Origin of the sequence: Paenibacillus sabuli, from assembly GCF_014705605.1 — a bacterium.
In the GTDB taxonomy this organism is placed as follows: Bacteria; Bacillota; Bacilli; order Paenibacillales; family Paenibacillaceae; genus Paenibacillus_D; species Paenibacillus_D sabuli.
Window position 1 is genome coordinate 218,105 of the sequence record NZ_JACXIZ010000011.1, and the last position, 19,551, is coordinate 237,655.

Annotated in this window: 22 protein-coding genes and 1 other annotated feature; of the genes, 1 reads left to right on the forward strand and 21 read right to left on the reverse strand. The window is 60.1% G+C overall.

Going from position 1 to position 19,551, the window contains the following annotated elements:
- Positions 1–2 precede the first annotated feature (2 nt).
- The gene (locus IDH44_RS05325) at positions 3–218 is read right to left on the reverse strand and encodes a helix-turn-helix domain-containing protein (protein WP_190915410.1); all 216 of its coding nucleotides are present in this window, start codon (positions 216–218) and stop codon (positions 3–5) included.
- A gap of 108 nt (positions 219–326) precedes the next feature.
- On the opposite strand from IDH44_RS05325, the gene IDH44_RS05330 reads away from it, so the two are divergent.
- Positions 327–629, forward strand: a complete 303-nt coding sequence (locus IDH44_RS05330; protein ID WP_190915411.1) for a DUF6809 family protein — start codon at positions 327–329, stop codon at positions 627–629.
- A 94-nt stretch (positions 630–723) separates the two neighbouring features.
- Here IDH44_RS05330 and obgE read toward each other — a convergent pair whose 3' ends face one another.
- The 20 genes from obgE to IDH44_RS05430 form a co-directional block, all read right to left on the reverse strand.
- The gene (gene obgE, locus IDH44_RS05335) at positions 724–2,049 is read right to left on the reverse strand and encodes a GTPase ObgE (protein WP_190915413.1); all 1,326 of its coding nucleotides are present in this window, start codon (positions 2,047–2,049) and stop codon (positions 724–726) included.
- A 15-nt stretch (positions 2,050–2,064) separates the two neighbouring features.
- Complete coding sequence (locus tag IDH44_RS05340; protein WP_190915415.1) at positions 2,065–2,790, reverse strand: Spo0B domain-containing protein; 726 nt, start codon at positions 2,788–2,790, stop codon at positions 2,065–2,067.
- A gap of 206 nt (positions 2,791–2,996) precedes the next feature.
- Complete coding sequence (gene rpmA / locus IDH44_RS05345) at positions 2,997–3,308, reverse strand: 50S ribosomal protein L27 (RefSeq protein WP_190915417.1); 312 nt, start codon at positions 3,306–3,308, stop codon at positions 2,997–2,999.
- 17 nt (positions 3,309–3,325) lie between these two features.
- Positions 3,326–3,661 carry a ribosomal-processing cysteine protease Prp gene (locus IDH44_RS05350; RefSeq protein WP_190915419.1) on the reverse strand — a complete coding sequence of 112 codons (336 nt, stop codon included), beginning with the start codon at positions 3,659–3,661 and terminating at the stop codon, positions 3,326–3,328.
- An 11-nt stretch (positions 3,662–3,672) separates the two neighbouring features.
- Positions 3,673–3,984 carry a 50S ribosomal protein L21 gene (gene rplU, locus IDH44_RS05355; protein WP_190915421.1) on the reverse strand — a complete coding sequence of 104 codons (312 nt, stop codon included), beginning with the start codon at positions 3,982–3,984 and terminating at the stop codon, positions 3,673–3,675.
- A 13-nt stretch (positions 3,985–3,997) separates the two neighbouring features.
- Positions 3,998–4,090: a sequence feature (ribosomal protein L21 leader region), on the reverse strand.
- A gap of 60 nt (positions 4,091–4,150) precedes the next feature.
- The gene (locus tag IDH44_RS05360) at positions 4,151–5,455 is read right to left on the reverse strand and encodes an Rne/Rng family ribonuclease (protein ID WP_190915423.1); all 1,305 of its coding nucleotides are present in this window, start codon (positions 5,453–5,455) and stop codon (positions 4,151–4,153) included.
- Between the two features lie 62 nt (positions 5,456–5,517).
- Positions 5,518–6,396, reverse strand: coding sequence for a M50 family metallopeptidase (locus IDH44_RS05365; protein WP_190915425.1), 879 nt, complete (start codon positions 6,394–6,396; stop codon positions 5,518–5,520).
- Entirely contained in the window at positions 6,389–7,426 is a 1,038-nt protein-coding gene (locus IDH44_RS05370) for a M23 family metallopeptidase (protein ID WP_190915427.1), read from the reverse strand. The genes IDH44_RS05365 and IDH44_RS05370 overlap by 8 nt, the downstream gene beginning before the upstream one ends.
- A 582-nt stretch (positions 7,427–8,008) precedes the next feature.
- The gene (locus tag IDH44_RS05375; RefSeq protein ID WP_190915589.1) at positions 8,009–9,163 is read right to left on the reverse strand and encodes an FtsW/RodA/SpoVE family cell cycle protein; all 1,155 of its coding nucleotides are present in this window, start codon (positions 9,161–9,163) and stop codon (positions 8,009–8,011) included.
- A 15-nt stretch (positions 9,164–9,178) separates the two neighbouring features.
- The gene (minD, locus tag IDH44_RS05380) at positions 9,179–9,973 is read right to left on the reverse strand and encodes a septum site-determining protein MinD (RefSeq protein WP_190915428.1); all 795 of its coding nucleotides are present in this window, start codon (positions 9,971–9,973) and stop codon (positions 9,179–9,181) included.
- Between the two features lie 5 nt (positions 9,974–9,978).
- Complete coding sequence (locus IDH44_RS05385) at positions 9,979–10,644, reverse strand: septum site-determining protein MinC (RefSeq protein WP_317890118.1); 666 nt, start codon at positions 10,642–10,644, stop codon at positions 9,979–9,981.
- A gap of 58 nt (positions 10,645–10,702) precedes the next feature.
- Positions 10,703–11,230 (reverse strand): rod shape-determining protein MreD, encoded by a 528-nt coding sequence (mreD, locus tag IDH44_RS05390; protein ID WP_190915432.1) that lies wholly within the window; start codon positions 11,228–11,230, stop codon positions 10,703–10,705.
- Entirely contained in the window at positions 11,227–12,144 is a 918-nt protein-coding gene (gene mreC, locus IDH44_RS05395) for a rod shape-determining protein MreC (protein ID WP_190915434.1), read from the reverse strand. The genes mreD and mreC overlap by 4 nt, the downstream gene beginning before the upstream one ends.
- A gap of 117 nt (positions 12,145–12,261) precedes the next feature.
- On the reverse strand, positions 12,262–13,293 hold the full coding sequence (locus IDH44_RS05400) for a rod shape-determining protein (protein WP_190915436.1): 1,032 nt from the start codon (positions 13,291–13,293) through the stop codon (positions 12,262–12,264).
- Between the two features lie 64 nt (positions 13,294–13,357).
- On the reverse strand, positions 13,358–14,047 hold the full coding sequence (gene radC / locus IDH44_RS05405) for a RadC family protein (RefSeq protein ID WP_190915438.1): 690 nt from the start codon (positions 14,045–14,047) through the stop codon (positions 13,358–13,360).
- A 66-nt stretch (positions 14,048–14,113) separates the two neighbouring features.
- Positions 14,114–14,731: a Maf family protein gene (locus IDH44_RS05410; protein WP_190915591.1), complete on the reverse strand. Its 618-nt coding sequence runs from the start codon at positions 14,729–14,731 to the stop codon at positions 14,114–14,116.
- Positions 14,732–14,759: 28 nt separating this feature from the next.
- Entirely contained in the window at positions 14,760–15,005 is a 246-nt protein-coding gene (locus tag IDH44_RS05415; protein WP_317890119.1) for a DUF4321 domain-containing protein, read from the reverse strand.
- A gap of 117 nt (positions 15,006–15,122) precedes the next feature.
- On the reverse strand, positions 15,123–16,592 hold the full coding sequence (locus tag IDH44_RS05420) for an SPOR domain-containing protein (RefSeq protein WP_190915440.1): 1,470 nt from the start codon (positions 16,590–16,592) through the stop codon (positions 15,123–15,125).
- Positions 16,593–16,732: 140 nt separating this feature from the next.
- Positions 16,733–18,145, reverse strand: a complete 1,413-nt coding sequence (gene murC, locus IDH44_RS05425) for a UDP-N-acetylmuramate--L-alanine ligase (RefSeq protein WP_190915443.1) — start codon at positions 18,143–18,145, stop codon at positions 16,733–16,735.
- 7 nt (positions 18,146–18,152) lie between these two features.
- A complete protein-coding gene (locus IDH44_RS05430; protein WP_190915444.1) occupies positions 18,153–19,526 on the reverse strand; it encodes a bifunctional folylpolyglutamate synthase/dihydrofolate synthase in 1,374 nt (457 codons plus the stop codon).
- Between the last annotated feature and the right edge of the window lie 25 nt (positions 19,527–19,551).

The following is a 19,551-nucleotide window of genomic DNA, read 5'->3' on the forward strand; positions in this document are numbered from 1 at the left end:
CTTTACCTCGTTTTTAAATCGATAATTTCTCTTATATCCTTGATATCGAGCGCTTCTGCGATGCGCTCGATATGTGCAAAGTTTATACTCTCCCGTTTGCCGTTCGCCAGTTCACTTAATGCAGCATGCCGCACATCGGACAATCTCGAAAGTTCGCGCAGCGACAGATTATACTTTTGGGTCAGTGCTTTTATGTTTATTACAACCTTTTTCGTCATTTCAAGTCACCTGAATTCAAGGAGATTGACTATACGCATTAACGTACCATATAATTAACTTTAACTTGGTACGCTTATGCGTATGCTCGATCGTTCTCAGGAGGGTAAATGAGTATTCTAAAAGAACTGTACGACGGAAGACTTAAACCTGACGAAAAAATTATTCCTACCGATCCTAAATATCGAGAAATCAGCAATGACATCTCGAGGATCCTTAATCAATGGAAAACAACAAACGATGCAAAAGTAGTGGAAGATCTTCAAAAATTAATGGACTTGTATGCCCAAGTGCACGAAATGGAATTAAACACTGCTTTTTCTTATGGATTTCGCATGGGAGCAGGTTTAATGGTTGAAGTTTTAATGGGGGAAGAACGGCTTGCGACCGACATATCAAAATTTGAAGTTTAAATAACATAATTCTTCGAGCCTTTACGGGCACGACGATTTCAAAAAAACCCTTGCCGCTTAAGGGCAAAGGCTTTTTATCAGCGCTATGCGCCGCCTATTCGAATATATAGTCGCTGCCTTCGAAAAATTCGAAGCCGTAATCGCCGATCCGGACGAGATCGCCATCCTTGGCGCCGGCTTTGCGCAAGGCCGCGTCTACCCCCATTTTGCGCATGATGCGGGCAAATCGCATCACCTCGTCGTACGAGTTCAAGTTGTTGCGATCGATGAATGTTTCGATGCTCTCGCTCTCCACGACGTAAATGCCGTCGTCGAAGCGCACCTTGAAATCATTCTCCTGCTTGCCCGAAAAGGTATAAACTTTGCGTTCCTGCGCCGTCTTGACCTCCTCTACGCCGGCCGTCTCCGGCAAGGCGTCCAGCAGATCGGCCGCGCGGAACATCAGCTCGCGCACGCCCTGCTTGGTAAGCGAGGAGATCGGCAGGACCGCTTCGATCTTCGGTCCGCCCTCATGGGCGGCCAGTTGGGCGCGGAAGCGCTCCAGATGCGCCTCGGCGCCCGGCATGTCCATCTTGTTGGCGGCGACGAGCTGAGGGCGATCGAACAGCTGCGCATTGTACCTGTGCAGCTCGTCGTTGATTTTCAGCCAATCCTCGAACGGATCACGCTCCTCCGTGGCGGCCATGTCGACGACATGGACGACGACGCGGGTGCGCTCGACGTGCCGCAAAAATTCATGGCCAAGTCCCACGCCCTCATGCGCGCCCTCAATCAGACCGGGCAGATCGGCCGCAACGAACGTGCGTCCCTCGCCGACATCCACGACGCCGAGATTCGGCGTAATCGTGGTGAAGTGGTAGGCGCCCACCTTCGGCTTCGCCGCGGAGACGACCGACAGCAGCGTCGACTTGCCGACGCTTGGAAAACCGACAAGCCCCACATCGGCCATCACCTTCAGCTCCAGCACGATCCAGCGTTCTTCGCCGCGCTCTCCGTTTTCCGAGATATGCGGCGCGGGATTGTTTGGCGTCGCGAATCGAATGTTGCCGCGCCCCCCGCGCCCCCCGCGGGCGACGACGATCTCCTGCCCGTGCCGGGTCAGATCGGCTATCGTTTCTCCGGTATCGTCGTCGACCAGCATCGTGCCCGGCGGAATACGCACGACCATTGCTTCGGCGCCGGCGCCGTGCATCCCCTTGGGCTTTCCCTTTTCGCCGCGCGGAGCCTTGAAATGCTTCTGGTAGCGAAAATCCATCAGCGTCCGCAAGCCTTCGTCCACCCGAAAAATAACGTCCGCGCCCTTGCCGCCGTCGCCGCCTGCCGGCCCGCCTTCCGGAACGTAAAGCTCGCGCCGAAACGAGATAATGCCGTCGCCGCCGTCGCCGCCCTTGACGAATATTTTTGCCTTGTCTACAAACATGCTTTTCCTCCGTTCCTACTGCCAGTCCGCCTGCAGCCGGACACGCGTCATTGCCGGATCCAGCTCCAGCAGACGCAACGGCGCGCGCTCGAGCTTGTCCTGAACATGCCGGTGCAACTGCTGAGCCGCCAAGAGCTCACCCGCGAACTGCAGCGATACAAACAATATCTTCTCCTGTCGCTGCATCGCCAGGGTCAGACAGGCAGGCTCGCCGTACCCGGGCTTGACCCCCGTGCGGTAAGCCTGAATGAGCGCAATCAGCGATGCGCTGACCGCCGCCGCGTCAAGCGGCAGCTCTGTCAGATCAATGTCCTCTTCAATCTCCACCTCGAGCCGCAAGCTTTGGGTCAAGGTGCGAAACGACTGCAAAAAAAGGACAAGCGAAGGCTCGCCCAGCCGTCCGATCTTGCTGTCTACCGCCATGCGCTGTCTAATATTGTCCACGTATTGCATCATTCTATCCGGCTTGTTCATACGGATGTACCCGTAGAGCACCTGCAGGTCGTTCATCCAATCGTGACGATGGTGATTCAAGGTGCGAATCGACGTTTGCTGCAAGGCTTGCAGGGCACGCTCGAGCATCTGTGCTTGCTGACGCCGTTCCAGCACGAAGACAATCGCGGCCGCAGCCGCCATCCACAGTGCAAATACGACCGCAGACCAGTTTGAATTGTGTAGTATGAGCATTGTCGCTGCCGGAAGCAACACGGAAGCTGCCGCCGCAATTTGCATCTTACGCATCCGAACCATCCAAATTCTCCATTTCTTTAGCATTCCCAACCTTTAACAGTATAGCACGGATAGCTTGAGCCGGTCATCATTTCGCGGCCATTCGGACCAATTCCGCAAGCCCCCTCACCCTTGGGGATTGCCGCCTCGATCGACGAAGCCGCCATTTCGTTGAAAAAACCCCATCCTGAAGGGGATGGGGTTGGAATGGCTTGATTTTACAGCTCAGCGGCAGCCGCCGCCGGAGCCGCATCGACCGGATAGACGCTGACTTTTTTGCGATCGCGTCCCCAACGCTCGAATTTGACGATGCCTTCGACCTTGGCGAACAGCGTATCGTCCTTGCCAATGCCTACGTTATTGCCCGGATGAATTTTCGTGCCGCGTTGACGCACGAGGATGCTTCCTGCCGATACGGTTTGGCCGTCTGCACGCTTCGCGCCCAGACGCTTGGAGCGGCTGTCGCGTCCGTTTTTCGTCGAGCCGACACCTTTCTTGGATGCGAATAGCTGAAGATCCAATTTCAACATGGTATTTCCCTCCCTTTTCAACCCGTATGCTGCCGGATGACGACATGCTCGGCATAGCTGCCAGCGATCGTCTCCAGCATGACAATCATCGATTCGAGCAGCAATTGCACCCGTTCGTCGACCACGGCATCCCCTGTAGCGGGGATGTCCGAACTGAGCCAGCCGCCCTTCATGGCCGCCGGAAGCTCCAGTCCGGCGAGCGACTCGATCGCATTCACCGTCCCGACCGACACGGCCGAGACGCCAGCGCACACGATGTCCTCCCCGACAGGGGCGAACCGCGCATGGCCTTCGATTGCGAACGAATCGACCCTTCCGCTCTCGCCGCTTCGCCTGATCGTCACCCTAATCATATCGTGTGCCGTTACGCCTGGATTTTGCCAATCGTGACTTTCGTGTACGGTTGGCGATGTCCTTGCTTGCGGCGATAATTTTTTTTCGGCTTGTACTTGTATACGATGATCTTCTGGCCGCGGCCATGCTTCTCGATCGTTGCCGCCACGCTTGCGCCTGCAACGAACGGCGCGCCGGAATTCAGGCCATCGCCACTGGATACGGCCAGAACGCGATCAAACGTTACCGCGTCGCCCTCGGCGCCCTCCAGCTTCTCGATAAAAAGAACGTCGCCTTCTTGAACTTTGTATTGCTTGCCACCTGTTTCGATAATTGCGTACATTGTGCTGCACCTCCTCATGTCTCAGACTCGCCTGATTCGGGTGGCGTAACGCCATGATAGCCGACACGCGCTTGCAGGAACCCGGTCTGTGCGGTTGTAGCATGTAACAGCACAAAGCGATACTGCTGCACATACCAGAATACTATATCATAATCCCCGAAATGATTCAAGAAATAAATGAAGACGCCCCCGGAGCATCCCCGCTCTTGTCCAGCGCGGCCCGATGCGCAGCCGACTCGGCGACGCGGCCCGTCCCGTCACAAGCGGGACAGCAATCGGGCAGTTGCGTCATGCCGCTCGCGCGCACCTTCTTGCGAGTTAGCTCCAACAAGCCCAGTCTTGTCCAGCCGACGACGTGACACTTGGCGCGATCGGTACGGGTCCGCTCCTCCAGCTCCAGTCTGACCCGTTCGCGATGCGCCTCCTGGGTCATATCGATAAAATCGACGATGACGATGCCGCCGATGTCGCGCAGCCGCAGCAGCCGCGCAATGACGACAGCGGCTTCAAGATTGGTGCGGTACACCGTATCCTCCAGGTCGTGTCCGCCGATGAAGCGCCCGGTGTTGACATCAATGACGGTCAACGCTTCGGTCTGTTCCAGTACGAGCAGCCCTCCGCTTGGCAGACGGACCCGCTTGGCAAAAGCCGTCTCCAACTGGGCATGGATGCCGAAGCGCTCGAATAGCGAATGTCCGTCGGCGGCGGCATGCAGCCTGACGCTCGCCTCCAAGCCGGGCGCCAGCTCCCTCACCATGCGCACCGCCTCCTCGAAGCGGCCCGGCTCATCCGTCCACAGCTCGTCCGAGCGCATCGTCAGCATGTCGCGAATCATGCGCTGCGGCAACCCGGCCTCGCAATGAATCTCGCATGGCGCCGTCCCCTCGCGGGCCGACTCGCGAATACGCGCCCAGAGCTCGCGCAGCGCGGCGACATCGCGTTCCAGCGCTCGATGCTCCGCCGCCGCGGCGGCTGTGCGCAGGATGAATCCTTCTTCACCCTGACAGAGCTGCTCGCCGAGCGCACGCAGGCGCGCGCGCGCCTCCTCCGGTTCGATTTTTTTGGATATGCCGATGTAGCCGGCGTGCGGCATGTAGACAAGGTAGCGTCCCGGCAGCGAAAAATGCGTCGTCACGCGCGCGCCCTTGCTGCCAAGCGGCTCCTTCATGACCTGTACGAGCAATGGCTCGCCAGATCTGAGCAGCGTTGCAATGGACGGCTTCTTCCCCTGCCGCCGCTCCGGATTGGCAGGCAACACGTCGTCAACATGCAAAAATGCATTTTTGCCTTCGCCGATATCGACAAAGGCTGCCTGCATGCCCGGCAGCACATTGACCACCCGGCCCAAATAAATATTGCCGACCCACTGCCTGCCCGCTCCGCGCTCCACATAAAATTCAATGAGTTCGCCGCCGTCCAGCACAGCGGCCTGGGTCATATGCTCTTGATGGTGCAACAAAATCTGTCTCATCCGCGCCTCACCTGCCCCGATCGGCCTCCCTGCAAGCTGCAGAGGGCCGTGCTGCTCTCATTTTACCGCAAAAGCTCGTCGACTGCACTGCCCGGCTTGCCGGATTGCAAATACTTGTCGATCAACTGCTCTTCCGGCAGAATCGCACGCACCGCGCCCCGGCCTTCGGTAATCAAGACAAGGTGGTAGCGTTCACGCTTGAAGCGGCGCAGCGCCCCTTGGATCGAATAGCGGGCCGGGACAATCAGCGGCTCCGCCGGCCCCCCCCGCCGCACGTGACGCTCCGCAAGTCGAGCGCGCCCCATCAGGAAGCGCAGGAACAAAAATGGGATGTTGCGATAATATGTCCAGTTGGCCGAGAGCAGGAACAGACCGATCAGCAGCAAATTCGCGCGCGGTCCGGTGCCGGCTGCAAGCGGCGCGAGCGCATAGCCCAGCAGCAACGCGCTGACGGCGAGGCTGACTCGCCCGCCCCACACGAGCGTCGCATGGTACGGCAGGCGGAGGCTGAACAGCGCCTGGAGCAATCGGCCGCCGTCCAGCGGAAGCGCGGGCAGCAGATTGAACAGACCCAGCATGACGTTGACTTGGACGAGGTAGGCCGCCCATTGCTGCGAGCATAATCCGCTCCAGCCGAGCAGCAAGGCCGCGCCGCCCATCCAGACATGCTGGAGCGGTCCGGCCAGCGCTACCATGATCTCCTCATGGGCCGGCAGACGACCGGCTTCGTCACTCTCGGCGACGCCTCCGAACGGCAGCAGCTTGACCTCTCGAATCGTCCAGCCAAAGCCGCGCGCGGCCAGGACGTGACCGAGCTCGTGAATCAGGACGATCGTGAACAGCGTCATCAGCTCGGCGATATAGCCGGTCGCCACCGCCGCCAGCATCATCAGGACGAATAGCGGATGCACCGACCAACGGATGCCGAATGCCCTAATCAAGCGGAATCACAGCCGCGGGATCGATATAGCGATCCTGCTGCTTGATCGCCAGATAGAGCGTGCTCTGCCCCCCATTCGGGGCATCGGCGAGCGTACCGATCGATTGGCCCGGCGTGACCCAGTCGTTCATCGCCACCGCAGCGTCCCGCAGCCGGCCGTACACGGTCATTCGATCGTTGGTGTGCTGGATCACGACCGTCATCTCGCGCTCGCCCGCCGAGACGTGCAGCACCCGGCCGGCGCCGATGGCATGCACTTCCGCCAGCGGTGCGGCAGCAATCTCCACGCCGCTCAGCAGCTCCGCGAACGGCCGCACGACGACACCGCCTTCCAAGGGAGGCTGCAGCGGCGTCTCCGGCATGCCCGATACGCGCGTCGTCTGCGGCTCGCGCTCGCCGATGAAGGGGATGAAGACCGGCGTATCGGCGAAGGTGTCGGCGTACCAGGCCGCCGCCCGCGCGAAATCCATCTCGTCCGTCAAGGCTTGCGCAATCACAGCTTGACTGCGCCTGGCCCATGGCGTATCGAGCTGGAACAGCATCCACACCGCTACGAAGACAAGCGCCCCCGTCAGCAGCCTCGCCAGCCACGTCCGGGCGAGCCCGCCGTCTCCCCCCGGCGGGCCCTCCGGCTCGCCCGGACCCTCCGGACCGGAGCCCGGATCGCCGCTCCAGCCGCGCCACGGTCCGCGCTGCGCCTTCCACAGCGCTTCGGGATCGCGATCGTCATCTGCCCGAGCCTCTCTCCTGATCGGCTGTAGAGTCTCTTTCCCGGGCGCTCCTCTAGTCTCTCTGTCGGACTCTTCTCGATTGGCCTCTCCGATGGCCGTCCGCTGCACAGCTCCTGGTGGTCCCGGGTTGTAGCGGGGGACCAGCCTGCTGTCAAGACCGGCCTGCTCGCCAAGCTTCCCCGCCTTCAGGGGGGGCGGCTGCGGCTGCAGGCGCTCGGACGCTTGCCCCCTCCCGCCTTGCATGCGGAGGCTTCGAATGCGCGCCTGCTGGCGCTCATACACGCTGCTGTGCTTTTTCATAGCCGCCTACTCTCCTTCGCTTCCGGACCGCTCGACAGGCCGCGGAGTGCTTGTTCATCTGCTAATACTTATGAACAAGCCCCCCGCATTATGTGCCAAGGCGAAACGTCGGGGCGGACTTGAGCGACGCGTGCGTTTCGTTCCGCGAAATCGAGCGCCTCGTCGTGATCTGGCGTGGCCTCCAAGTGTATCGCAGCGTCTTAGACACGTACCAATTCCTGCTGCGAAATTTTGGGAGCATAGTGGGTCAAGCATAGGTGCAGGCGCCTTAACAGGACTTCCGTAGTCTTTCGTAGTCCTTTGCCTTGCCTTCTCAAACCCCTTCATGGCTTAGGTCCATAACGTCCAATCGTCCTATGACAGCGCGGGCCACGGCATGCCGTGGAAAGAGCAACAAAAAAACCCGCCATAATGAGCGGGCTTCGTCATGTGTTTCGCATGTGTTTCGCATGTGTTTCGTTACATGCTTGGTCACGTATTTTCATCACATGCTTCGTCATCTGTTACGCCACTTGCTTTGTCATCTGACATCTGTCATCTGGCATATGTCATCTGCGACTTTGTTACTTGTCTTGTGCGATGTCATTCGTCCTCGCTCATATGCTCGTATTGATGCGCGCGTATGCTGAGCACGATGCCGATGCTGAGCATATTCAGCATGAGCGAGGTACCCCCGTAGCTGACGAACGGCAAAGTGATGCCTGTGATCGGCATAATGCCGATCATCATGCCGATATTCTGGAAGATCTGAAACACAAACATCGACGCAATGCCGATAATGATATAAGAAGCTCGTATGTCGTAGCATTGAAAGGCGATAATAATCATGCGGTAGACGAGCAAAAAATAGACGAGCAGCAGCACGGCCGAGCCCTGGAAGCCGAACTCCTCGCCGATTACCACGAAGATGGAGTCAGAGTAGGGATACGGAATAAATTTGCGATTTTTGGAGTCCCCTTGCAGATAGCCGTCTCCCGTCAAGCCGCCCGAGCCGATGGCGATCATCGATTTTTCGGACTGGTGCTTCTCGTCGGCCGTCGCCATCTCCGGATTGATAAAGGTGTTGATCCGCGTGTGCCAATGCCCCTTGCCCTGGTCCTCAAGATAATCCTTGATCTCGGTGCTGTACGTATTGAACAGCGTCACGGACAGCACGAGCACACCGATAATCGCAGCCAGTCCGATCAACACGTGCAGGTAGCGGACATTGCCGATCCACAGCATGCCCAGTACGATGAACAGATAAATAATGGCATTGCCCAGGTCCGGCTGCGCCATGACGAGCAGGAACGGCACGAACGAAAGCACTGCGATCAACAGCACGTCGGTCTTGAAGGACAGCGGCTCGCCCTGCCTGCGGCCGATGACCGCGGCCAGCGTAATAATCAGAAAAATCTTCTCCAGTTCGGCCGGTTGAAACATCAGCGAATCGGTAATGCGGTACCAGCTGGTGGCGCCGTTGATGGTCACGCCGAAAAACAGCAGGCCGACCAGCATCAAAAGCCCGAGCCCGTACAAATACATCCATGTTTTGAGCAATATGCGATAATCGAAAAAAACGCAGGCAATCATGACCAAAAAGCCGGCGCCATAAAACACCATCGTTTTAACATCGTAATTCTCGTAAGCCGGTCCCTGGCCGATCGTCGCGCTGCGCACGACGAAGGTGCTGATCACCATCAGCACGCCCATCAGCAGCAGGATGCCCCAATCCAGCTTTTTGAGCTTGTTCAGAATCCATGACATTGCGCGTTATCCAATTCCCAGAAATTTGCGGAAGCGCCGCAGCATGCCCGGCTTATCCTCCAGCGTCATCAGCGGCACCATATCGCCGAGAATGCGGCGGGCAATATTGCGGTACGCAATCGCCGCTCTGGATGAGGGGTCCAGCACGGTCGGTTCGCCGCTGTTGGCCGCTTTGATCACCCGCTCGTCGTCGGGGACGATCCCGAGCAGATCGATCGCCAGCACCTGGCAGATCTCGTCAATTTCCAGCATGTCCCCGTTTTTGACCAGATTGGGTCGAATTCGGTTAATGAGCAGCTTGGCGGCAATGCCGTCTTGCTCGAGCAAGCCGATGACCCGGTCGGCATCGCGTACGGCGGCATTCTCAGGCGTCGTGACGACGATCGCCCGGTCCGCTCCGGATACCGCATTGCGGAAGCCCTGCTCGATACCGGCCGGGCAGTCGATGATGACATAATCGAATTCCTTTTTGAGCTCCAGCACGATGTCCCGCACTTGCTCCGGCGTCACATCATGCTTGTCCTTGGTCTGAGCGGCAGGCAGCATATACAGCTTGTCCTCCATCCGCTTGTCCTTGACCAACGCCTGCGCGAGCCGGCAGCGGCCATGCGCGACGTCGACGAGGTCATAGATAATCCGGTTCTCCAGGCCCATGATGACGTCCAGGTTGCGCAGTCCAATATCCGTATCGACCATACATACCTTCCGGTCCTGCAGCGCGAGTGCGGTGCCGATATTGGCCGAGGTCGTCGTCTTGCCGACGCCGCCTTTCCCCGAAGTGACTACAATGGCATCTCCCATGCGTTTTACACCCCTTTAAACACGATCGGCTCTTTGCGCATTCGATGCAGCTGCGAAATCTTGTCGACCTGCATCCGTCCGTCGGACAAATAGGCAAATTCCATCGCTGCGTCTTCACTCACCCATTCGTCCGAAGGACGGCTGATGACATCGCCGATGCGCAACTGAGTGGGGCGCATCAGCGCAGCCGCGATAATCGCCAGCTCGCCGCCCTCGTCTCCCGCATGCGCAACGCCGCGCAGCGCGCCGAGCACATAAATATCGCCGCTGCAGGAAATCGTGCCGCCGGGATTGACATCGCCGGTCAGCAGCAGATGGCCGTCATGACGAAGCGTCTGCCCGGAACGCACGACGCCGGAGATGATGCGCAAGCCCGGCTGCTCCTGCGCCGCGCAGGCCGTCTCCAGCTGCTCCGCCTCGATCGACTGCACGAGCAGATTGCCGCGTTCCCGAATGATTGCCCGCAGTTGGGCGGTCTGCTCTTCGCTGATCGTCCGCTTGCCGAGTCGGATATGAATATGGATTAAGGGACCGGTCAGCACCTGATGATGCGATTTTTCCAGCTTGTATTTCAGCTCGCGCAGCAATTCGTCGAATTCGCACGCATCGTCCAGCAGGAAGAGCAGGCCTTCCTTCACACCCTTGATCGTAATGTGCTGCTTTTCGGTCACGAATGGCCCACCTCCACCGTATACAATTCGCGCCATGCCTTCCAATATCCTGCCGCGGTCACGATTCGTCCTCCTCCGCACCGCGGAGCGAGCCGATCCGCTCGAACCAGCGGCGGGCCGGAATGTATACGGCCAGTGCAAAGACGAGATTCACAAAAAAGCTCGGCATGATGGTCTGCATCAAAACCCAGTCGTACGGATCCGCCGTCAGCCGAAAAACCCGATAAATCAAATAAATCAACGATTCCAAGAGCAGATAGACGATGCCGATGACCGACAGGGACGCCAGCATGGGCGCGCGGCGATGCTCGAGCAGCAGCCCCGTCACATATCCGCAAAGGCCCATCGTAAAGGCGTGCACGCCGATCAAATGGCCGTAAAAGACGACATCCTGCAGCATGCCGAACAAGATGCCGAGCAGCAGCGCGCGATGCCGGCCGGCGTACAGCGCCGCATATAGTACAAAAACAAACGTAAAGCGGGGGACGATCCGGCCGGACCATTCGAGCGGAATAAGCCATTGCGCCAGCGTTCCCTCCAGAATAAAAAGCATGAACATGATAAGCAGCACCCAGCGAAATTTCATTGGCCCGGCGCCTCCGCTCCGCTCGCTTCGCCCTCTTGCTCGGCCAGTTCCTCCGCCAGCTCCGTCTGGGACAGCGGGACCTTGACGACGAAGACATCCGTAAGCTTGTCGAGCTGCGCGGCAGGCTCGATGTAGGCGGTGTGGGTCAGACCGAAATCGCCGACCTGGCGCGAGACGACCTCGCCGATGACGATCCCGTGCGGGAATACCGTCGCCAGCTCGGACGTAATGACGATATCGCCCTCCTCGAGCGGATCGTTCTCGGCGATCCGCGTCATGAGCAGCTGCCCCGTCTCCCGGTTGTACGTCTCGATAAAGCCGTAGGACTCGCTTTCCTTGCCGTCGACGGTAGCGGGGATCGACTTGACGTCCGGCGCCTGTCCGTTCAGCTCGGTGATCGGCGTGACCGTCGAGGAGAGCGGATAGACACGGCTGATATACCCGACCAGCCCGTCCACCGTCGTGACCACCATATTTTCGGTGATGCCCTGCTTGGAGCCGACGTCCAGCTTGATCGTACGGTTGTATGGATCCGGGCTGGCCGAGATCACGTGCGCGAAAATATACTCGTAGTCGTTTTTCGTTTTTTGCGCTTCGGTAAAATCAAGCCGTTCCATCAAGCGCTCATTTTCCAGTTTCATCCGGTCGTACGCGTTTTTGTCGCGGGCGTAAGCGGCCAGAGCGGTCCGCAGCCGCTCGTTTTCGTCATAAATCTGCCCCATGGTGCGAACATCTTCAAACAAACCCGCAAAATAGCCGGCGGGTCGGTAGAACCACTGCTGCACATAAGCTACCGTGTCATTGACAAAGCGCTCCGGCCAGGTGAGGTTGCGGCGCTCGCCCAGCGAAAAGCCCATAATGGCAATAAACAAGATCAGCCCGATCAACAGCAAAAAAAGCCGCTTGTTGCCCATAAATTTAAACAGCCTGGATCACCCGCCTCACTCTTCGTCCTCGATCCTGCAGCGGGGCCGTGCGGGCAGCGCCGCGCGCCGCCGGGCCGGGCTGCCTGTGGGGGCCGGCGGAATGCGTCATCGCTTGCCGCGCGAGCTGGAGCCGCGGCCTTTGAACATATGAATATTTTCGAGCGCGCGGCCGGTGCCGATCGCCACGCAATCGAGCGGATTCTCCGCCACAATGACCGGCATGCCCGTCTCACGCGCCAGCAGCCTGTCCAGATTGCGCAGCAGCGCGCCCCCGCCGGTCAGTACGATACCGCGGTCCATGATGTCCGCCGAGAGCTCGGGCGGGCACTTCTCCAGCGTCACCTTGACCGCCTCGACGATCGAATTGACCGTGTCGGTCAGCGCTTCGGTGATCTCCTCAGCGGTAATCGCCAGCGTCTTGGGCAGGCCTGTGACCAGGTCGCGCCCGCGAATCTCCATCGATTCGGCCGCGCTTGTCGGGAGCGCCGACCCGATATCCATCTTGAGCTGCTCCGAGGTCCGCTCCCCGATCATCAGGTTGTACATGCGCTTGATATATTGAATAATCGCGTCGTCCATTTCGTCGCCGGCCACGCGAATCGAGCGGCTGGTCACGATCCCGCCGAGCGAGATAACCGCCACCTCCGTCGTCCCGCCGCCGATATCCACGACCATGCTGCCCGTCGGCTCCCAGACCGGCAGATCGGCGCCGATCGCAGCCGCGAACGGCTCCTCGATAATGTAGGCCTCGCGCGCGCCGGCTTGCTTCGTGGCATCCTCGACCGCGCGCTGCTCCACGGCCGTAATGCCGGACGGCACGCACACCATCACGTTCGGATGATGCGGCAGCAGCGTACGCTGCTTTTGCGCCTGACGAATGAAATGCTTGATCATTGTGGCCGTCGTTTCAAAGTCGGCGATGACGCCGTCCTTCATCGGCCTCACGGCGCGAATGTTGCCGGGTGTGCGGCCGATCATTTTTTTGGCTTGCTCGCCGACAGCCGTAATGGTCTTGGTGTCCGTGTGCAAGGCGACGACGGACGGCTCTCTGACGACAATGCCTTTGCCTCTGACGTAGACAAGCGTATTCGCCGTCCCAAGGTCGATCCCTAGATCCTTCGAGAAACTGCCAAACATGTTCGATCTTCCTTTCGTTAGGTAGCGAATTCTCCGCTTTCAGAATACGCCAAGCTCTAGTATATTACATGCTTCCTTGCTCCTTCAAACTGACAAACCCGTGCTCGCCGATGATCAAATGGTCAAGCACGTCAATGCCGACGAGCTCGCCGGCTTCGACCAGCCGGGCCGTCATGCGAATATCTTCAGGACTCGGCGTCGGATCGCCGCTCGGATGATTGTGCACGCAAATGAGCGAAGCGCTGCCATGCTGGATCGCCGCGCGAAATACTTCGCGCGGATGCACCAGAGCGGCGTTCAGCGTGCCGATCGAGAGCGTTTCCTGTCCGATAATCTGATTTTTCGTATCTAAAAACAGACAAACAAAATGTTCTTTTTGCAAATAACGCAACCGCTCGATCACGTAATCGGCGGCATCCTGCGGGCGCCTCACGACCGGCCGCTGCTCGCGCGTGCTGCGCGCCATCCTGCGTCCCAGCTCGATCCCGGCCTGCAACTGCAGCGCCTTGGCCTGTCCGATCCCGCGAATGCGCGTCATCTCCTGCACGCCCAGATCCGCGAGCCCGCGCAGGCCGCCGCCGATGCTCAGTACGCGACCGGCCAGGTGGACCGCAGACTCGTCTCTTGTACCCGTGCGAAGCAAAATGGCCAACAATTCGGCATGACTAAGCGCTTCAGCCCCGTGCTGCAGCATACGTTCTCGTGGTCGTTCATCCTTGGGGACATCGCGCAAAACAAGGCGATGCGTCTCCATGTGTAAGGTACCTGCTCTTTCTGCACCGGGACATCGCCCGCATGCCGTTGGATAGTGGATGTGCGTCTAAACGGTATCGATCCCGAATTCGGCAAGCATGTCCGCCAGCAGCGACAACGGCAGGCCGACGACATTGAAATAGCAGCCCTCGATCCCGTCCACGAAGACGGCGCCGAAGCCCTGAATCGCATATGCGCCGGCCTTGTCCATCGGCTCTCCCGTCTCGACATAGCGCCGGATGCGATCCGGCGCCAGCGAAAGCATGCGCACGCGTGTCGAGCGCGAAGCGACCCGCTCCGAGCCGTTCGACCCGAGGCAAGCCACCCCCGTCAACACGCTGTGCTCCCGGCCCTGGAGCATGCCGAGCATCTGCTCGGCATGGACCGGCGATTCCGGCTTGCCGAGCACCTCGCGGCCCAGCGCCACAATTGTATCGGCGCCGATGATGAGCGGGCACTGCCCGCCTTCCTCTGCAGCGAGCAGTCCGCGGGCGGCCCGCGCCTTGCGCAGCGCGAGCTGTTCCACGACGCGCTGCGGAGTCCAATCCTGCGGCGTGCACTCGTCGGCGTCGGTGGGCAGCATCCGGATCGGAAGCTTCATATTCATCTGACGAATTAATTGCTGCCGGCGCGGCGAGCCGGAGGCCAGCACCACACAGTCATAGCTTGTCCCCCGCTTGCGCATTTCGTTCTGCACGCCGGCACCTCGCAATCTACATTTTTCGATACAACCATACTGCGACGATAGCGCCGATAATGCTCAGCAGACTGATTTCGATCCGAATAGACAGCTCAAAACCGACAACGAGCAGATCCGCCGCCGGCGACCAGCTCAAGTCGGCAGTACGGGTAAGAAACGACAGTCCGGGCACGCTCTCCAGCCACATGGCGACCAGAGCGCCCCCGACAAGCCCAAGCACGATAAGCAAAAGCAATACCCAAGCGTTTTTTTTCATCATCAACGTCCCTCGCCATGCTCTGGCCGCAAAACGCGACCGTTAATCCTCATTCCTCAATCAGGGCATGGACCATGAAAGTTTGACTCCGTTTTTTATTATACGTTGCTTGCACGGTCTTTACAATGCTTCCTCCAGCCATTGTTTTTGGGCCAGCACCGCGCCCATCAGCGCGCTCTGCGCGGACCAAAGATGCGCGCGGGACGGGCTGGCTTCATAGGCCTCAAGCGATTTCGCAACGGACGACCATGCGGCGGCAGTCTTTTCCTGCGCCTTTTGTCCCGCGTCGTCAAGTCCGTCAAACACCGCTGCGCGGGCTTGCTCCCAATCGCTTCGCGCCTCCCGCCACGCCGCGCGCTCCTGCTCGCTGAGCGGCTGCGGCTCGGCCTTGCTCAGATGGGCAATCGTCAGATCGGCCGTCAGCCGCACCCATTCGTCAGTAAGCGCGGCATAATCGCTCAGCGTAGCCGGACTGCCTGCATAAGCGGCCTCGCTCAGCGACGGCAACGTCAGTGGCTTGACAAAAACCTCCAGCCCCGAGAGCTGCGTCGCGAGCAGCTTGGCGTCCTGCTCGCCCGAGCCGATCCCGGCGTAGACCCGGTAATCGCCCGGCTCGTCCGCCGCGGCGGCGTAGCCGCGTGCGCGCAGCTGATCGAGCGCAGCCTCCATGCCCTCGCTCTGGCTGAACACGCCGAACTGCAGCAGCTGATACGTCTGGGCCGGCACTTGCACCGCCACCGTCAGCGGCGCACCCGCGTCCGCCGGATCGTTCGCAGCGCTCGTCGCTTCTTCCGCTGGGGGCTGCTCCGTTCCGCTCGCGGGTGCGGCTGCGTTGTCCGGCTGCCACATACCGCCGCCGAACAGCCAGAGCACCATATAGCCGAACAGTGCGCCTGTGGCGATGGCGCCGACGATCGAGACGGCAACCTTGAGCCACGAGCCCGGCGCTGCAGGCGCATGGCGATAGCCGGACGACGGCCTCCTCCCGGCGCCGCCGCCTGATGCGCCGTGGACGGGATATTCGGACAGTGCGGCATAATAATCTGGATGGGCGGCGTACGCAGTCTGCCCATCATACGGCACGCCATTCGTCTCGCCATGCGGTTCACCATACGCCGCCTGTGCGCCTTTCAGCGTCTCCGGCGGCGCGTCCTTCGTATGATGAACTGCGCCGGGCGACTCGCCCAGCGCGACTTCGTCGTATACATCGGCGGCCGTCATCGGCCGCTTGTCCGAGGACGCCGCTTGCTGCGGCTCGGGCCGCTGGCCGTCCGCCTCCCGAATGAGGCGCTCCAGCGCGGCCGGATCGTCCTGGAACGGGCTGATCCAAGGCTGCGGTTCGGCAAAAGTCAATTGTTCTTCAAACAAGGAGACGACTTTGGGAGGCTCGAGGTTCACGGCTTTCCCTTTTTTCTCCGGGCGCTCCTCGCTCCGAACCTCCTGCAAATGCGCCGTCCGCGAACCTTCCAGCGGTGCGGCGGACTTGCTCTTCATCTGGGACGACGGCCGCTCCGAGCGCTCGACCTCGATAGCCGGGCCGGCCTCCGGACGCGAATCAAATCGAAACGTCATGCGCGCTTTGGCACTCATTTGTATCGCTCTCCTTGCCTTCTGTCTTATACTACTACTCTATGAAAGGCATAAGAGAGATATGAGTATAAACGCGAAAACGCCCGCTCGGTCCAGTAACCGATGCAGGCGTTTCGTTCCGCGAATTCATTTGCAAAAAATCAAGGTGCAGTGCCGGTACCGGCGCCGCTGCGTCCCCGCAGCGTGTCCGCCAGCTGCACGGCAACGCGCCAGATGTCGCCTGCGCCCATCGTCAAGACGAGATCGCCCGGCTCGACACGGCCTTCCAGATGCTCCAATACCTGCTCCTTGGTTGGAATATGACGAGCGGCGGCATGGCTGTTGGTCCGAATCAGCTCGACCAGCCGCTCCGCATTGACGCCTTCGATCTGACGCTCGCCGGCGGGCGAGTAGATGTCGGTGATGATGACCTCGTCGGCCTCGCCGAACGAACGGCTGAACTGCTCGAGCAGGAAAAAGGTCCGCGAGTAACGCTGCGGCTGGAATACCGCAATAATGCGGTGCCCGGTCGCCTTGGCCGCGCTGATGGTCGCCTGAATCTCGGTCGGGTGATGAGCGTAATCGTCGATGACCAGGATGCCGTGCTCCTCCCCGAGCACCTGAAAGCGCCGTTTCGCGCCGCGGAACTCGCGCAGTCCGGCGGCAATGTCAGCAAAAGCGACGCCCGCCTCGAGGCAGGTCGCAACCGTAGCCAATGCGTTGTACACATTGTGCCGGCCCGGAACCGGCAGCTCGATCGTGCCGAGCAGCTGCGCGCCGCTGCGGACGTCGAAGCGCACCCTGCGATCGCCGAGCACCAGATTCGCAGCCGCGTAGTCCGCGTCCGCGTCGATGCCGTACGTGCGCACGCCGCCCAGCAGGCGCTCGCGCAGCGCCGGCAGGAGCGCGCGGATATTCTCGTCGTCGGCGCAGACGATCGCCCGACCGCCCGATTTGATCTGCGCGAGGAACTGCACGTACGCGGCCTTCAGCTTGTCGAAGCTGCCCTCGTAATTCTCCAGATGGTCCGCTTCGATGTTGGTGACGATCGCTAGCTCCGGATGGTATTCCAAAAACGAGCCGTCGCTTTCGTCCGCCTCCGCCACCACGTATTCGCCCTTGCCGGCCTTTGCGTTCGTCCCGACATTGACAAGCTCGCCGCCAATGATATAGGTCGGATCGAGCCGGCAATTCTCCATCACCAGCGCGATCATCGACGAGGTTGTCGTCTTGCCGTGCGCGCCCGCCACTGCGATGCCCCGTCCCGCGTTCATGAGCCGGGCGAGCATCTGGGCCCGGTGAATAATCGGAATGTTATGCTCCTGCGCCGCGCGGCGCTCGACGTTGTCGGCCGCCAGAGCGGTGGAATAGACGACCAGGTCGGCGCCTTGCACATGCTCCGCCTGATGTCCGATATAGATGCGTGCGCCGCCGGCGGCCAGCTTTTGCGTGAGCTCCTGGCTAGCCACATCCGATCCGGTCACCCGGTACCCCATCTCTAGCATGACTCTGGCGATTGCGCTCATGCCGTAGCCGCCAATGCCAATAAAGTGAACGTGCTCCGCCGTGTTCAAAGACGTTTCACCAACCTTTTTCAGATTCCGTATTATTCAGCAAACGGGAACGAACATCAGCGATCAGGTAAAGCGTCCCGGTCACGACGGCCAGGTCACTCGGCGCGGCAATCGCCTCCAGCCGCTGCAGTGCGGCGCGCCAATCCGGTTCCACGATCAGCTCGAACGCATGGTTGCCCCTGATCTCCTCCGCCAGCTCGCCCAGCGTTTCGGCGCTCAGACGCTTGCGGAAATCCGGCTCCGTGGCAATGACCGTCTTCGCTAGTGGTAGTATATGCTTTAACGTCTCCCGATGATTCTTATTTGCCAGCATTCCCAGCATTAGGTGCAGCTCGCCGTATTCGTACGTGCTGCGCAGCGCCGCAGCCAGCGCCTCGGCCCCTTCGGGATTGTGGGCGCCGTCCAGCAGAATGCGCGGCTCCTGCCGGATCATCTCCAGCCTCCCGGGCCAAGCGGCGTCCGCCAGCCCCCGTGCCATGGCCTCGTCTTCTACAATCAGCGCATTGTACTGACGCAGCACCTCCAGCGCCATGACCGCCACGGCTGCGTTGTCGATCTGATGGGCCCCGCTGAGCGAGATGCGCAGCGGATCGAGCGCGCGGAACGGCCCCTCGAAGCTGAATACCTGCTCGCCCGGACGCGCCTCGCGCAGCACCGTGCGGAACTGCTCGTCCTGCAGATAGAGCGTGCTGCGGCGGGCGGCCGCCGTCTCGCGCATCAGCTCGCGCACCTCCGGCTGACTGACCGCGCTGACGATCGGGACGCCGGGCTTGATAATACCGGCCTTCTCCTTGGCGATCGCGAGCAGGCTGTCGCCGAGAATGTCCATGTGGTCGTGCCCCACGTTGGTGATCACCGAGATTACCGGGTTGACTACATTGGTCACATCGAGCCTGCCGCCCAGGCCGGTCTCCCATACGACATAATCGGGGTACGCGCGCCTTGCATAGAACAGTATCGCCAACAACGTCGACACTTCAAACATCGTCGGCGAGCCAAGCTCGGTGGCCGCCACCGCATCGACATGCGGCTTGAGCTCGCAAGCCAGCTCCAGCAAATCCTGCTCCCCGATATCGCTCCCGTTATACTGATAACGATTCGTAAGCCGGGTCAAATATGGGGAGGTATAGGTGCCGACATCGTAGCCGGCCTCGCGCAGCACGCTTGTCAAATACGCGCACACCGAGCCTTTGCCGTTGGTGCCGGCGACATGAATGAACTGGAGCCGGCGATGCGGGTTGCCCAACCGATCGAGCAGCAATTCGATTCGTTCCAATCCGGGACGGATGCCCAGCGGCACCAAGCCCTCGATCCAGCCGCTCGCCTCCTCGTAGGAGCCGAAAGGCCGGCCGCTCTCGCGTTCTTTTTCCGTTTCTCTCATGGCCTCTTCCTTCTTCCGTTGCCGA

Excerpts from the sequence above, each read along its gene's own strand:
- IDH44_RS05360 (WP_190915423.1), bottom strand. The coding sequence starts at position 5,455 with ATGAGACAGATTTTGTTGCACCATCAAGAGCATATGACCCAGGCCGCT.
- IDH44_RS05325 (WP_190915410.1), bottom strand. The coding sequence starts at position 218 with ATGACGAAAAAGGTTGTAATAAACATAAAAGCACTGACCCAAAAGTAT.
- IDH44_RS05400 (WP_190915436.1), bottom strand. The coding sequence starts at position 13,293 with ATGTTTGGCAGTTTCTCGAAGGATCTAGGGATCGACCTTGGGACGGCG.
- IDH44_RS05330 (WP_190915411.1), top strand. The coding sequence starts at position 327 with ATGAGTATTCTAAAAGAACTGTACGACGGAAGACTTAAACCTGACGAA.
- obgE (WP_190915413.1), bottom strand. The coding sequence starts at position 2,049 with ATGTTTGTAGACAAGGCAAAAATATTCGTCAAGGGCGGCGACGGCGGC.
- rplU (WP_190915421.1), bottom strand. The coding sequence starts at position 3,984 with ATGTACGCAATTATCGAAACAGGTGGCAAGCAATACAAAGTTCAAGAA.
- IDH44_RS05370 (WP_190915427.1), bottom strand. The coding sequence starts at position 7,426 with ATGAAAAAGCACAGCAGCGTGTATGAGCGCCAGCAGGCGCGCATTCGA.
- IDH44_RS05350 (WP_190915419.1), bottom strand. The coding sequence starts at position 3,661 with ATGATTAGGGTGACGATCAGGCGAAGCGGCGAGAGCGGAAGGGTCGAT.
- minD (WP_190915428.1), bottom strand. The coding sequence starts at position 9,973 with ATGGGAGATGCCATTGTAGTCACTTCGGGGAAAGGCGGCGTCGGCAAG.
- mreC (WP_190915434.1), bottom strand. The coding sequence starts at position 12,144 with ATGGGCAACAAGCGGCTTTTTTTGCTGTTGATCGGGCTGATCTTGTTT.
- IDH44_RS05430 (WP_190915444.1), bottom strand. The coding sequence starts at position 19,526 with ATGAGAGAAACGGAAAAAGAACGCGAGAGCGGCCGGCCTTTCGGCTCC.
- IDH44_RS05415 (WP_317890119.1), bottom strand. The coding sequence starts at position 15,005 with ATGATGAAAAAAAACGCTTGGGTATTGCTTTTGCTTATCGTGCTTGGG.
- radC (WP_190915438.1), bottom strand. The coding sequence starts at position 14,047 with ATGGAGACGCATCGCCTTGTTTTGCGCGATGTCCCCAAGGATGAACGA.
- rpmA (WP_190915417.1), bottom strand. The coding sequence starts at position 3,308 with ATGTTGAAATTGGATCTTCAGCTATTCGCATCCAAGAAAGGTGTCGGC.
- mreD (WP_190915432.1), bottom strand. The coding sequence starts at position 11,230 with ATGAAATTTCGCTGGGTGCTGCTTATCATGTTCATGCTTTTTATTCTG.
- IDH44_RS05340 (WP_190915415.1), bottom strand. The coding sequence starts at position 2,790 with ATGCGTAAGATGCAAATTGCGGCGGCAGCTTCCGTGTTGCTTCCGGCA.
- IDH44_RS05420 (WP_190915440.1), bottom strand. The coding sequence starts at position 16,592 with ATGAGTGCCAAAGCGCGCATGACGTTTCGATTTGATTCGCGTCCGGAG.
- IDH44_RS05410 (WP_190915591.1), bottom strand. The coding sequence starts at position 14,731 with ATGCGCAAGCGGGGGACAAGCTATGACTGTGTGGTGCTGGCCTCCGGC.